Origin of the sequence: Micromonospora zhanjiangensis, assembly GCF_042650605.1 — a bacterium.
Lineage (GTDB): Bacteria > Actinomycetota > Actinomycetes > Mycobacteriales > Micromonosporaceae > Micromonospora_J > Micromonospora_J zhanjiangensis.
Genome location: NZ_JBHSBN010000031.1, coordinates 13,573 through 26,732, shown reverse-complemented (window position 1 = coordinate 26,732; position 13,160 = coordinate 13,573). Strand labels below are relative to the sequence as shown.

Annotated in this window: 13 protein-coding genes; 10 read left to right on the top strand and 3 right to left on the bottom strand. The window is 71.3% G+C overall.

Annotation, left to right across the window (positions count from 1 at the left end):
- The first annotated feature begins 27 nt into the window (after positions 1–27).
- From lepA to ACFOX0_RS28985, 6 genes are all read left to right on the top strand, one after another.
- Positions 28–1,911, top strand: coding sequence for a translation elongation factor 4 (lepA, locus tag ACFOX0_RS29010; RefSeq protein WP_377552015.1), 1,884 nt, complete (start codon positions 28–30; stop codon positions 1,909–1,911).
- A gap of 2 nt (positions 1,912–1,913) precedes the next feature.
- Positions 1,914–2,420 carry an NUDIX hydrolase gene (locus ACFOX0_RS29005; protein ID WP_377552013.1) on the top strand — a complete coding sequence of 169 codons (507 nt, stop codon included), beginning with the start codon at positions 1,914–1,916 and terminating at the stop codon, positions 2,418–2,420.
- 97 nt (positions 2,421–2,517) lie between these two features.
- On the top strand, positions 2,518–2,790 hold the full coding sequence (locus tag ACFOX0_RS29000) for a GlsB/YeaQ/YmgE family stress response membrane protein (protein ID WP_377552091.1): 273 nt from the start codon (positions 2,518–2,520) through the stop codon (positions 2,788–2,790).
- A 235-nt stretch (positions 2,791–3,025) separates the two neighbouring features.
- A complete protein-coding gene (locus ACFOX0_RS28995) occupies positions 3,026–4,276 on the top strand; it encodes a sugar ABC transporter substrate-binding protein (protein ID WP_377552010.1) in 1,251 nt (416 codons plus the stop codon).
- A complete protein-coding gene (locus ACFOX0_RS28990; protein ID WP_377552008.1) occupies positions 4,273–5,256 on the top strand; it encodes a carbohydrate ABC transporter permease in 984 nt (327 codons plus the stop codon). The genes ACFOX0_RS28995 and ACFOX0_RS28990 overlap by 4 nt, the downstream gene beginning before the upstream one ends.
- Complete coding sequence (locus ACFOX0_RS28985; protein ID WP_377552005.1) at positions 5,253–6,107, top strand: carbohydrate ABC transporter permease; 855 nt, start codon at positions 5,253–5,255, stop codon at positions 6,105–6,107. The genes ACFOX0_RS28990 and ACFOX0_RS28985 overlap by 4 nt, the downstream gene beginning before the upstream one ends.
- Before the next feature lie 36 nt (positions 6,108–6,143).
- On the opposite strand, the gene ACFOX0_RS28980 is transcribed toward ACFOX0_RS28985, so the two are convergent.
- Both ACFOX0_RS28980 and ACFOX0_RS28975 read right to left on the bottom strand, forming a co-directional pair.
- On the bottom strand, positions 6,144–7,001 hold the full coding sequence (locus tag ACFOX0_RS28980) for a hypothetical protein (protein WP_377552002.1): 858 nt from the start codon (positions 6,999–7,001) through the stop codon (positions 6,144–6,146).
- A gap of 96 nt (positions 7,002–7,097) precedes the next feature.
- On the bottom strand, positions 7,098–7,886 hold the full coding sequence (locus tag ACFOX0_RS28975) for an enoyl-CoA hydratase-related protein (protein WP_377552000.1): 789 nt from the start codon (positions 7,884–7,886) through the stop codon (positions 7,098–7,100).
- 17 nt (positions 7,887–7,903) lie between these two features.
- Between ACFOX0_RS28975 and hemW the strand changes: the two genes are divergently transcribed.
- Positions 7,904–9,127: a radical SAM family heme chaperone HemW gene (hemW, locus tag ACFOX0_RS28970; protein WP_377551998.1), complete on the top strand. Its 1,224-nt coding sequence runs from the start codon at positions 7,904–7,906 to the stop codon at positions 9,125–9,127.
- 117 nt (positions 9,128–9,244) lie between these two features.
- Here the strand turns inward: hemW and ACFOX0_RS28965 are convergent, their stop codons facing one another.
- Positions 9,245–9,895, bottom strand: coding sequence for a DUF4870 domain-containing protein (locus ACFOX0_RS28965; RefSeq protein WP_377551996.1), 651 nt, complete (start codon positions 9,893–9,895; stop codon positions 9,245–9,247).
- A gap of 270 nt (positions 9,896–10,165) precedes the next feature.
- Here ACFOX0_RS28965 and hrcA point away from each other — a divergent pair, with 270 nt between their 5' ends.
- The 3 genes from hrcA to ACFOX0_RS28950 are packed head-to-tail and all read left to right on the top strand — an operon-like array spanning position 10,166 to position 13,137.
- Positions 10,166–11,191, top strand: a complete 1,026-nt coding sequence (gene hrcA, locus ACFOX0_RS28960) for a heat-inducible transcriptional repressor HrcA (protein ID WP_377551993.1) — start codon at positions 10,166–10,168, stop codon at positions 11,189–11,191.
- Positions 11,192–11,245: 54 nt separating this feature from the next.
- Complete coding sequence (gene dnaJ, locus ACFOX0_RS28955; protein ID WP_377552090.1) at positions 11,246–12,391, top strand: molecular chaperone DnaJ; 1,146 nt, start codon at positions 11,246–11,248, stop codon at positions 12,389–12,391.
- An 11-nt stretch (positions 12,392–12,402) separates the two neighbouring features.
- Positions 12,403–13,137 carry a 16S rRNA (uracil(1498)-N(3))-methyltransferase gene (locus ACFOX0_RS28950; RefSeq protein ID WP_377551990.1) on the top strand — a complete coding sequence of 245 codons (735 nt, stop codon included), beginning with the start codon at positions 12,403–12,405 and terminating at the stop codon, positions 13,135–13,137.
- Positions 13,138–13,160: the final 23 nt, after the last annotated feature.

The following is a 13,160-nucleotide window of genomic DNA, read 5'->3' as shown; positions in this document are numbered from 1 at the left end:
CACCCAAGCCGATCAGAACGGACCGCTGTGCCACCGAAGCTCGACCCTGGTGTGAACGCCCCTGGTGCCACCGACCCCGGTCGCATCCGGAACTTCTGCATCATCGCCCACATCGACCACGGAAAGTCGACGCTGGCCGACCGGATGCTGCAACTCACCGAGGTGGTCGACGCGCGGCAGATGCGCGCCCAGTACCTGGACCGGATGGACATCGAGCGCGAGCGCGGCATCACCATCAAGAGCCAGGCGGTCCGGATGCCGTGGACCGTCCGGGAGGGCGACCAGCGGGGTGAGCACGCCGTCCTCAACATGATCGACACGCCGGGGCACGTGGACTTCACGTACGAGGTGTCCCGGTCGCTGGCCGCCTGCGAGGGTGCGGTGCTGCTGGTCGACGCGGCGCAGGGGATCGAGGCGCAGACCCTGGCCAACCTCTACCTGGCCCTCGAGAACGACCTGCACGTCATCCCGGTGCTGAACAAGATCGACCTGCCGGCCGCCCAGCCGGAGAAGTTCGCCGAGGAACTGGCCCACCTGATCGGCTGCGACCCGGACGACTGCATCCGGGTCTCCGGCAAGACCGGCGAGGGCGTGCCGTACCTGCTCGACGAGATCGTCCGGCAGTTCAAGCCGCCGGTGGGCGACCCCGCCGCACCGGCCCGGGCGATGATCTTCGACTCGGTGTACGACGTCTACCGCGGCGTGGTCACCTACGTCCGGGTGATCGACGGCCGGATCGAGGCCCGCGACCGGATCAAGATGATGTCCACCGGCGCGACCCACGAGCTGCTGGAGATCGGGGTCATCTCGCCGGAGATGCAGAAGGCCGACGCGCTCGGCGTCGGCGAGGTCGGCTACCTGATCACCGGGGTGAAGGACGTCCGGCAGTCCCGGGTCGGTGACACGGTCACCAACCACGGCAGGCCGGCCGCCGACGCGCTGGGCGGCTACAAGGACCCCAAGCCGATGGTCTACTCCGGGCTCTACCCGATCGACGGCTCGGACTACCCGGCGCTGCGCGAGGCGCTGGACAAGCTCAAGCTCAACGACGCCGCGCTGGACTACGAGCCGGAGACCTCGGGGGCGCTCGGCTTCGGCTTCCGCTGCGGCTTCCTCGGCCTGCTGCACCTGGAGATCATCCGGGAGCGGCTGGAGCGGGAGTACAACCTCGACCTGATCTCGACCGCGCCGAACGTGGTCTACCGGGCGGTGCTGGACGACGGCACCGAGATCACCGTCACCAACCCCAGCGAGTACCCGACCGGCAAGATCGCCGAGGTGTACGAACCGGTGGTCCGGGCCACCGTGCTGACCCCCAACGACTACGTCGGCGCGGTGATGGAGCTGTGCCAGGGCCGGCGCGGCGCGTTGCAGGGGATGGACTACCTCTCCACCGACCGGGTCGAGCTGCGCTACACGCTGCCGCTGGCCGAGATCATCTTCGACTTCTTCGACCAGCTCAAGAGCCGTACCAAGGGCTATGCCAGCCTGGACTACGAGCCCTCCGGCGAGCAGCGGTCGGACCTGGTCAAGGTGGACATCCTGCTGCACGGCGAGCCGGTCGACGCGTTCAGCGCGATCGTGCACAAGGACAAGGCGTACAACTACGGCGTCAACATCGCCGCCAAGTTGCGCACGTTGATCCCCCGGCAGCAGTACGAGGTGCCGATCCAGGCGGCCATCGGCAGTCGGGTGATCGCCCGGGAGACCATCCGCGCCATTCGCAAGGACGTGCTCGCCAAGTGCTACGGCGGTGACATCAGCCGCAAGCGCAAGCTGCTGGAGAAGCAGAAGGAGGGCAAGAAGCGGATGAAGATGGTCGGCCGGGTGGAGGTGCCGCAGGAGGCCTTCATCGCCGCGCTGTCCACCTCCGACTCCCCGAGCGGCGACGGCAAGGCGGGAAAGAAGTGACGGTGCGGGCGTACGGGCCGTCGGCCTCGTTCTGCCCGCGCTGTGCCGAGCCGCTGCCCGGCGCCCCGCCCACCGTCTGCGCCGGGTGTGGTTACCAGCTGTTCGTCAACGCCCGACCGACGGTGAACCTGGTCGTGCTGGACGGCTCGCGGTTCCTGGCGCTGAAGCGGGCGGCGCAGCCGCGGGCCGGCCGGTGGGAGACGCCGGGTGGGTTCTGCGACGGCTGGGAGCATCCGACCGAGGCCGCCGTCCGTGAGGGCCGGGAGGAGCTGGGCACCGAGATCATCCTCGGTGACCTGATCGGTACGTACGTCGGCAGCTACGAGTTCCAGGGCGAGACCCTGCCGGTGCTGGAATTTTTCTTTCTGGCCACACTGGCCGGTCAGGTCCGTCTCAACCCCGCCGAATCGTCCGAGCTGGCCTGGTTCGACCTGCGGAAACATCCCCCTCTGGCGTTCGGCACGATGGATCGGGCGATACGCGACCTGGCGGAGTCCCTGGGCAACTGATCCGGTTTGGATTTTCGAGCCGCCGGGAACTACGGGTGCAGCACAGCAACAACAACAGTTGCCAACGACACCCCGGAGGAGGACGGCCGTGACCGTCATGGGAATCATCACCGCGCTCATCGTGGGTTTGATCATCGGCGCCCTGGGTCGACTGGTCGTCCCGGGCAAGCAGAACATCCCGATCTGGCTCACCATGCTGATCGGTGTCGGCGCCGCGCTGCTCGGCACGGTCATCGCCCGCGCCGCCGGCATCGCCACCGAGACCGCCGGCGTCGACTGGACCGAGTTGCTGATCCAGGTCGTGCTCGCCGCCATCGGCGTCGCCCTGGTCGCGGGTGTCTCCGGTCGCCGCGGCGTCAGCCGGTACTGAGCCGGAAACTCCCGGTAGCAAAGGGGGCGCCGGACCTTCGGGTCCGGCGCCCCCTTACGTTCGCGCACGAACCGGTCCTAGGCTGCTCGGGCGGCTGGGCCTTGCTGGTCAGCTCCCTTGGCGTAAAGGTTTTTTTCCTACTAGGGTGCGCTGCAGAAGGTAAGTGCCACGTGGTGCTGAGAACGCTTGGAGGAGTGTCGTGCGAAGGTGGAGAGGGCTTGGTCCGGTGGTTGCCGTGGCGGCCTCGGCCGCGATGCTGCTCGCCGGTTGCGGCGGTTCGGGAGACGACGAGGCCGCCGACACCAGCAAGCTGACGGTCTGGATGATGGGCGCCGGCAGTGAGGCGCAGACGGCCTTCCTCAACGGGGTCGCGGCCGAGTTCAAGCAGAAACACCCCGACACGACCGTGGACGTCCAGTACATCCCGTGGCTGGAGGCGCCGAAGAAGTTCCAGACGGCGCTGGCCGGCGGCGACGGACCGGACGTGACCGAGCTGGGCAACACCGAGACCCAGGGCTGGGCCGAGCAGGACGCCCTGGCCGACCTGACCGACCGGGTGAACGGCTGGGCCGAGGGCAAGGACATCCTGCCCGACCTGCTGAAGAACGCCCAGCTCGACGGCAAGCAGTACGGCGTGCCGTGGTACGCCGGTGTCCGCGCGGTCTACTACCGCACCGACTGGTTCGCCGCGGCCGGGGTGCAGCCGCCGAAGAGCTGGGACGAACTGGTGACGGTCGCCAAGGCCGTCCAGCAGAAGAACCCCGGCAAGTACGGCTTCGCCCTGCCCGGCAACTCGGAGCTGCCGTTCTACTCCTTCCTCTGGTCCGCCGGCGCGGAGATCGCCACCAAGAACGGCGACACCTGGAAGTCCGGGTACAACACCCCGGAGGCCAAGAAGGCGGTCAAGTTCTGGACCGACCTGGTCACCACGTACAAGATCGCGCCGCCGGCCGCCGCCGGGTGGAACGAGCTCGACGCGCAGAAGCAGTTCGCCTCCGGCCAGGCCGCGATGGCCGTCGCCGGTAGCTGGTCGCAGACCGCCATGCTGAAGGACAACCCGGACATCGCCAAGGTCTGGGGCACCTTCCCGATCCCCGGCCCGGACGGCAAGCCGGCACCCGCCTTCGCCGGCGGCTCCGACCTGGGCATCTGGAAGGACAGCAAGAAGCAGGACCTGGCCTGGGACTACCTGACCATCCTGAACAGCAAGAAGAACGACAAGGCGTACGCCACCAGCCTGAAGTTCTTCCCGGTTTACAAGGACCTGACCTCGACCGACGCGTACGCCGGCGACAAGCTGATGGGCACCTTCGCCACCGTGCTGCAGGACACCAAGCTGACCCCGATCACCCCCAAGTGGACCGAGGTCAGCCGCAGTAAGTCGGTCACCCAGAACATGAACAGCTCCATCATGAAGGGCACCAACCTGGACGAGGCGGTCGGCAAGGCGGCCACCGAGATGGAACAGATTCTCAACGCCAAGTGACCGTACTGATCAAGGCACCGGACGACGCCGGCGCCGGCGGGCGGGTCACCCCCGTCCGTCGGCGCCGGCGCGACCGGGTCCCCTACCTGCTGCTCCTGCCCGCCCTGGTGGTGATCGGCGCGCTGCTGCTCTGGCCGCTCGGCCAGGTGGTGGTGATGTCCTTCGCCAAGCTGGGCATTCGGGAACTGCGCGGCGACCGCCCGTGGCCCTGGGTCGGCCTGGACAACTACACCCAGATCCTGGGCGACCCGTTCTTCTGGACCGTGCTGCGCAACACCGTGTTGTTCGCGGTCGCCAACGTCGTCCTCACCATGGTCTTCGGCACGCTGGTGGGGCTGCTGCTCAACCGGCTCGGTCGGCGGATGGCCGGCTTCGTCTCCGGCGCCGTCATGCTGGCCTGGGCGACCCCGGCGCTGACCGGCGCCATCGTCTGGAAGTGGCTGTTCGATGACACCAGCGGCCTGGTCACCTGGCTGCTCAACGAGCTGCCGGACGGCCTGTCGGAGACGCTGTTCGGGCGCGCGCAGTGGACCGGCTACGGCTGGTTCAACTCGCCGCTGACCTTCTTCACCGTGCTCACCCTGATCGTCGTGTGGCACTCGTTCCCGTTCATCGCGGTGAGCGTGCTGGCCGGCCTGAAGAGCGTCCCGGCCGAGCTGTACGAGGCGGCCCGGGTCGACGGGGCGGGCCCGTGGCGGGTGTTCTGGTCGCTGACCTTCCCGTTGCTGCGTCCCGTCTTCGGGGTGCTGGTGGTGCTCTCCACCATCTGGGACTTCAAGGTCTTCACCCAGCAGTTCGTGCTGGCCGGCGGGACCCAGGACCGGTCGACGTTCATGTTGGCCATCTACTCGTACGCCGAGGCGTTCTCACCGCCGCCGAAGTACGGCCTGGGCTCCGCCATCGCGGTGATCCTGACCCTGCTCCTGCTGGTGGTGACGGCGGTGTACGTACGGATGGTGTTGCGTCAGGAGGATCAGTGACCACCCGACGGCGGCCCCGCGCGGGCCGGATCGCGGCGAACGCCGCCGGCCTGGCGGTGGCCGCCTTCGCGGCCTTCCCGGTGTTCTGGATGATCTCCACCTCGCTGAAGCCGAACCGGGAGATCTTCTCCACCACGCCCCGGCCGCTGCCGGCAAAGCCGACCCTGGAGCACTACCGGGACATCTTCGGTGGGCAGATCATCCCCGGGGTCAGCTTCGCGTCGTTCCTGGTCAACAGTGCGTTGGTGGCCGCCGCCACGGTGCTGCTGAGCGGCCTGATCGCGCTGCTGGCGGCCACCGCGGTGGCCCGCTTCCGGTTCCGCTTCCGGACCACCGTCCTGATCCTGCTGCTGGTGGTGCAGATGATCCCGCTGGAAGCGTTGGTGATCCCGCTCTTCCTGATCATCAAGCGGGCCGGGCTGTACAACACCCTGCCCAGCCTGGTGCTGGTCTATCTGGGCTTCTCGCTGCCGTTCGCGATCTGGATGCTGCGCGGTTTCGTGGCCGCGGTGCCGAAGGACCTGGAGGAGTCGGCCGCCATCGACGGGGCGAACCGGTGGCAGATCTTCTGGCGGATCCTGATGCCGCTGGTGGCTCCCGGTCTTGTCGCGACCAGCATCTTCTCCTTCATCACCGCGTGGAACGAACTGATCTTCGCGCTCACCTTCATCAGCACCGAGAGCCGATACACGGCGCCGGTCGCGCTGACCTTCTTCTTCGGCCGGGACGACACCGCCTGGGGTGGGGTGATGGCCGCGTCGACGTTGCTGACCCTACCGGTGATGATCTTTTTCGTGCTGGTGCAGCGGCGGATGGTCGCCGGTCTGATGTCCGGCGCGGTCAAGGGCTGACCCCGACCGTGGCCGGTGACGCGCCGGCCGGACCGGTCAGGTGTCGGCGAAGACCTCGGCGATGACCCAATCCGGTGTCGGCGCGCCGTCGGAGATCCGGGCCCAGTCGCCGTCGCGCGCCGTCCACTGCAGATCGCCGAACCGCACCCGCTTGACCCCGTGGTCACCGGCGTGTGACACCAGCCAGTGCGCGTAGCGCCAGCCGGACTGGGCGTCCGCGGCCGGCACGGTCAGGCCGGCCAGTTCGGCCGGCGTGCCCGTCTGCACCCGGCCCCAGTCGAGAGCCAGGCCGCTGCTGAGCGCGGCGGTCGCCGCGTCCCCGCGCATCGCCGGCTCCCGGCCGACCGTGCAGGCGACCGCGCCGGTGGCGTTGCCCAGCAACGCCCGGGCCAGCACCGCCGACTGGTTCGCCCACTGCTGGTACGCGGTGGGGTAGGCGGACCGCTGCACCGCCTGCGCGGCGTCGGTGATCCGCATCTGCTGCCAGCCGCGCACCTTGTTCAGGGCACTGTAGAACTTGTTGGCCGCGTACCGCGGGTCGCGGATCTGCTCCGGCGTGCCCCAGCCCTGGCTCGGTCGTTGCTGGAACAGGCCCACCGAGTCGCGGTCGCCGCCCTCCAGGTTCTCCAGCCGGGACTCCTGGTAGGCGGTGGCCAGGGCGACCACCACGGCCTGTTCCGGCATCTTGCGGCGGGCGCCGATCGCGGCGATGGTGGCCGCGTTCGCCATCTGGGTCGCGTCGAGGCTCACCCGCCCTTCGGCCTCCACGACGCAGCCCGGGGCGCTGACCCGGAGCGGGAACTTCACCCCGAAGTGCCGGGAGGAGAGGAACACGCCGAACGCCGCGACCGCCGAGAGAGCGACCGTCGTCGCCACCACCGCCCGAGTCCGCAACCCGCACCTCCTGCCCGCAGTCGCCCCAGCGTACGACGGAATCACCACCGGGCAGCAGAGCGAAATTCCTTTGCCCGGGTTCACGGCAATTGCCGGTCAGCTCGTGCCGGGCACCCAGCTCGCCGGGCGCTTCTCCCGGAACGCCGCCACTCCCTCCCGGCCCTCGGCGGACAGGAAGTAGCCGGTGGAGAGGGCGGACAGCGCGGCCAGCTCGGCGCGCAGCTCCGGCTCGGCCGGCCGGCGGAGCAGCTCCTTGGCGCCGGCCAACGCGCCCGGGGCGCCCCGGACCAGCGACCCGCACACCGCCGCCACCGCCTCATCCAGCGCGTCGTCCGGGACCGCCGAGGTGACCAGGCCGACCTGCGCGGCCCGCCGCCCGTCGAACGTCTCACCGGTCAGGTAGAGCTCCGCCGCCGCGCGCGGCTGCAACCGGCGCAGCACCGTGGCCGAGATGACCGCCGGGATCACCCCGATCCGTACCTCGGTGAAGGCGAAGGTGGCGGTCTCGGCGCAGACCGCCAGGTCGGCCGCCGCGATCAGGCCCAGCCCGCCGGCCCGGGCCGGCCCGGCCACCCGGGCCAGCACCGGCTTGGGGCACTCCCAGACCGCCGCGAGCACGTCACCGAGCAGGCCGGCCGGCACCGTGCCGGAGGCGTACGCCGCCGCGGTCTCCTTCAGGTCGGCGCCGGAGCAGAACACCGGGCCGGTGTGCGAGAGCACCACCACCCGTACGGCGTCGTCGGCGACCGCCCCGGCCAGCGCGGCCAGCAGCTGGGTCATCAGCGGCGTGGACAGCGCGTTGCGGTTGTGCGGGCTGTCCAGGGTGAGGGTGCTCACACCGGCGCTGGTGACGACGCGGACGAGCGGATCGGTGGCGGCAGTCATGCCGGCACAATAGTCGGATGCCCGGCCTGCTCCCAGACGGTGAACCGGTACCCGACGACGGGTCCCTGCCGCCCGCCGCGCTCGCCTCGACCGGCGCGCGCGGCTTCGGCGTGTACCTGCACGTCCCGTTCTGCGCCAGCCGGTGCGGTTACTGCGACTTCAACACGTACACGGCGAGCGAACTGGGCGGCGGGGCGAGCCGGGACACGTACGCCGACACCGTGCTGGCCGAGCTGGCGCTGGCCGCCCGGGTGCTCGACGAGGCCCCGCCGGCCCGGGTGGACACCGTCTTCGTCGGCGGCGGCACCCCGACCCTGCTGCCGCCGGACGACCTGGCCCGGATCCTGGCCGCCATCGACGCGACCTGGGGGCTGGCGGCCGACGCCGAGGTGACCACCGAGGCGAACCCGGAGTCGGTGACGCCGGAGTCGCTGAAGGCGCTGCGGGCCGCCGGCTACACCCGCATCTCGCTGGGCATGCAGTCGGCCGCGCCGGGGGTGCTGGCGATCCTCGACCGGACCCACTCGCCGGGCCGGGCCACCGCCGCCGCGACCGAGGCCCGGGAGGCCGGGTTCGACCACGTCAACCTGGACCTGATCTACGGCACGCCGGGGGAGAGCGCGGACGACTTCGCGCAGTCGCTGGCCCGGGTCACCGCCGCCGGGGTGGACCACGTCAGCGCGTACGCCCTGATCGTCGAGGACGGCACCCGGCTGGCCGCCCGGATGCGCCGGGGCGAGCTGCCGTACCCGTCGGACGACGTGGCCGCGGACCGGTACCTGGCCGCGGAGGCCGCCCTGACGGCGGCCGGCTTCTCCTGGTACGAGGTGTCCAACTGGGCCACCTCGGCGGCGGCCCGGTGCCGACACAACCTGCTCTACTGGACCGGCGGGGACTGGTGGGGCCTCGGGCCGGGGGCGCACAGCCACGTCGGCGGGGTCCGCTGGTGGAACGTCAAGCACCCGACCGCGTACGCGTCCCGGCTGGCCGCCGGCCGGTCGCCCGGTCTGGCCCGGGAACTGCTCACCGCCGCCGACCGGCACGTCGAGGACGTGATGCTGCGGCTGCGGCTGGCCGACGGGCTGCCGCTGTCGGCGGTCGCCCCGGCCCAGCAGCCGTACGCGGACCGGGCGCTGGCCGACGGCCTGCTGGAGCCGGCCGCGCACGCCGCCGGCCGGGCGGTGCTCACCCTGCGTGGTCGGCTGCTCGCCGATGCCGTGGTCCGCGATCTGCTGCCCTGAGCACCGCCCGGGCCGGGACCGCGTGCTGTCGCCTCGGCCGGGACCGCGTGCTGTCGTCCCGGGCCGACGGAGGCGGGGTGCGTCCACGATCGGCGACCGTGGACGCACCCGGTCAGGTCACTTGATGAAGCTGGCCGACAGCGGGTACTTGTACAGCCCGCCCTCGTTGGCCTTCACCCCGGCGATGATGCCGAACACGATCTGGACGACCATCACCGCGACGTTGGGCAGGTAGAACATGCACCAGCCGACGAAAAGCAGCACGAACGAAATGATCGACCAGAGGATCTGGAAGTTCAGCGCGGCGACCGCGTGCGCCTTCACCGTCGGTGACTGCTGGCCCTTGGCCAGGTGGGCGATCAGCGGACCGACGAAGCCGAGCGACCCGAAGCTGATCAGGGCGCCGACGGCACCACCGAAGTGGGCGATCAACGCCCAGGTCTTGTCGTCGTTGGTCGGGTAGCCGGCCGGAGCCGCGGCACCGTACCCGCCGCCGGGTGGCGGAGCACCGTACGGCCCGCCACCGGGCGGCGGGTAGCCACCGCCGACGGGCGGCTGGTTCCCGGCCGGCGGCGGGTAGCCGGTGGCCCCGCCGGGCGGCGGGTACGAGCCGGGCTCGTCGTAGCGTGGCGCGGTGGGCTCGGCGGGCCCCGGCGGGGACGCCTCGCCCGGCGCCGGCTGGGACGCTGGGGGTGGGGTCGGAGAGCTCTGGTCCCCGGGCTCGGGCCCCGGGTGCCCCTCTCCGGGAGGGCGAGGTGGTTCAGTCATGGACGACACGGTAGGACCGCCGATCAACCGGCGCCAGCACGTCGACGCTCGTTTCCACCTGGCCGTTCGGTCAGGTGGGGGCGACCGCCCGGTCGGTGTCGGTGTCGGGTGTCCGACTTGTCGCATAGCGGCCGTTGCTCGCAGAGTGATCATCGCGGCTGCCGGGTAGCACGTCGTAGACTGGCACTCGTTACATTCGAGTGCCAGAGTGCATTCGAGTGCCAGAGTCTCGGAGGGGCGGTACGCCGCGCCGGCGGCGAGGGGGTGACAGTGGGTCTGGACGATCGCAAGCTCGACGTCCTGCGGGCGATCGTGGAGGACTACGTCGCCACCCAGGAACCGGTGGGCAGCCGGGCGCTGGTCGAGCGCCACCAGCTCGGGGTGTCCCCGGCCACGGTCCGCAACGACATGGCCGTGCTGGAGGAGGAGGGCTACATCCGGCAGCCGCACACCAGCGCCGGCCGGGTCCCCACCGACCGGGGCTACCGGCTCTTCGTCGACCGGCTGTCCCGGGTGAAACCGCTCACCCCGGCCGAGCGGCGGGCGATCGAGCGCTTCCTGGTCGGCGCCGTCGACCTCGACGACGTGGTGCACCGCACGGTGCGGTTGCTCGCCCAGCTGACCCGGCAGGTCGCCGTCGTGCAGTACCCGAGCCTGGCCCGCTCCTCGGTGCGGCACCTGGAACTGGTGCCGATCTCCACCACCCGGCTGATGCTCGTGATGATCGCCGACACCGGCCGGGTCGAGCAGCGGCTGGTCGAACTGCCCGCCCCGCTGCCCGCCGACGACGTGCTCGACCTGCGCCGGCTGGTCAACGAGAAGCTGGTCGGCAAGCGGCTGTCGGAGACCCCGCCGCTGGTCCAGGCGCTGGTCGAGGAGGTCGGTCCGGGCCTGCGCGGCGCGATGACAACGCTGTCCACCGTGCTGCTGGAGACCCTGGTCGAGCGGCACGAGGAGCGGATCGCGCTGGCCGGCACCGCGAACCTGACCCGGGGTGGTCTGCTGGACTTCCAGGGCACCCTGCGACCGATCCTGGAGGCGCTGGAGGAGGAGGTCGTCCTGCTCAAGTTGATCGGCGAGATCGAACCCAGCACCCCGTTGCGGGTCCGGATCGGCGACGAGAACGAGATCGACAACCTCCGGGCCGCGTCGGTGGTCAGCACCGGCTACGGCCCGGGTGCCACCATCGTGGGTGGGCTGGGCGTACTCGGCCCGACCCGGATGGACTACCCCGGCACCATCGCCACCGTACGTGCCGTGGCACGCTACGTCGGTGACCTGCTGGCGCAGAACTGACCCGACCCTGACGACCGGCGGCCAAGTGAGATTGACATGGGGACACGGAACGCAGTGACCAAGGACTACTACGGCATCCTCGGCGTCAGCCGGGACGCGTCCGACGACGAGATCAAGCGCGCCTACCGCAAGCTGGCGCGGCAGTACCACCCGGACGTGAACCCGGATCCGGCGGCGCACGACCGGTTCAAGGACATCAACGCGGCGTACGAGGTCCTCTCCGACGACAAGAAGCGGCAGATCGTCGACCTGGGCGGCGATCCGCTGGCCCCGGGCGGCGGCGGTGCCGGCCCGGCCGGCCCGGGCGGTGCCGGTCCGTTCGTCGGGTTCCAGGACATCATGGACGCGTTCTTCGGGGCCGCCGGCGGCGGTGCCGGGCGCGGGCCGCGACCGCGTACCCGGCCGGGCGCCGACGCGATCATCCGGCTCGAACTGGACCTGCACGAGACCGCCTTCGGGGTGGAGGCGCCGATCACCGTCGACACGGCGGTGCTCTGCACCACCTGCTCCGGCGCCGGCACGGCGGCCGGCACCCACCTGGCCACCTGCGAGGCGTGCGGCGGGCGCGGCGAGGTCCAGTCGGTCCAGCGCACCTTCCTCGGCCAGGTCGTCTCGTCCCGGCCGTGCACGGTCTGCCAGGGCTACGGCACGGTCATCCCGCACCCGTGTGCCACCTGCGCGGGCGACGGCCGGGTCCGTACCCGGCGGTCGCTCACCGTCAAGATCCCGGCCGGGGTCGAGGACGGCATGCGGATCCGGCTCGCCCAGCAGGGCGAGGTCGGCCCGGGCGGCGGCACCGCGGGCGACCTGTACGTGGAGATCCACGAGCGGGTGCACGACGTCTACTCCCGCAAGGGCGACGACCTGCACTGCCGGGTCACCGTCCCGATGACCGCAGCGGCCCTGGGCACCCGGTTGACCATCAAGACGCTGGACAGCGAGGAGACGGTCGACGTCAAGGCGGGCACCCAGCCGGGCAGCACGCTGCGGCTGCGGGCCCGGGGCGTACCGCACCTGCGCGGCACCGGGCGGGGTGACCTCTACGTGCACCTGGACGTGCGTACCCCGACCAAGCTCGACGCCGACCAGGAGCGGATGCTGCGCGACTTCGCCAAGACCCGGGGCGAGGAGATCGCCGAGCTGACCAAGCAGGGCGGCTTCTTCTCCCGGATGCGGGACGCCTTCAACGGGCACGGCTGAGACCCGACCGGGTGAGCGCGCCGCTGTTCCTGGTCGGGTCGCTGCCGCCGGCCGACTCGTACACCCTGGCCGGCCCGGAGGGGCACCACGCGGCCACCGTGCAACGGCTGCGCGTCGGCGAGGAGTTGCTCCTCGCCGACGGGCGCGGCGGCACGGCCACCGCCGAGGTCGTCTCCGTCGGCAAGGGCACCCTCGACCTCACCGTCACCTCCCGCCGGTACGCCGATCCGCCCGACCCGCGGCTGGTGGTCGCCCAGGGCATCGCCAAGGGCGACCGGGGCGAGTTGGCCGTGCAGGCGATGACCGAGGTCGGCGTGGACGAGATCGTGCCCTGGGCGGCGGCCCGCTCGGTGGTCCAGTGGCGCGGCGAACGCGGCGGGCGGGCCCGGGACAAGTGGGCGGCCACCGCCCGCGAGGCGGCCAAACAGTCCCGCCGGCCGTGGCTCCCGGTGGTGTCCGGCGACCCGTCCTGCTCCACCGCCCAGGTGGCCGACCGGGTCGGCGCGGCGGCCGGGGCGTACGTGTTGCACGAGGAGGCGTCGGTCCCGCTGAGCCGGGTGGACCTGCCGACCGACGGGGAGATCGTCCTGGTGATCGGGCCGGAAGGCGGCATCTCGCCGGACGAGTTGGCCCGGCTGGCCGCGGCCGGCGGGGTGCCGGTGCGGCTCGGCCCGGAGGTGCTGCGCACCTCGACGGCCGGGGTGGCGGCGCTGTCCGTGCTCGCCGCCCGCCTCGGCCGCTGGTGACCGCGGCCCTCCCGGCGGAGGTC

Bases quoted from the DNA above. Each gene is read 5' to 3' on its own strand.
- hemW (WP_377551998.1), top strand. From the start codon at position 7,904: ATGCCCGGCCTGCTCCCAGACGGTGAACCGGTACCCGACGACGGGTCC.
- ACFOX0_RS29000 (WP_377552091.1), top strand. From the start codon at position 2,518: ATGGGAATCATCACCGCGCTCATCGTGGGTTTGATCATCGGCGCCCTG.
- ACFOX0_RS28965 (WP_377551996.1), bottom strand. From the start codon at position 9,895: ATGACTGAACCACCTCGCCCTCCCGGAGAGGGGCACCCGGGGCCCGAG.
- ACFOX0_RS28975 (WP_377552000.1), bottom strand. From the start codon at position 7,886: ATGACTGCCGCCACCGATCCGCTCGTCCGCGTCGTCACCAGCGCCGGT.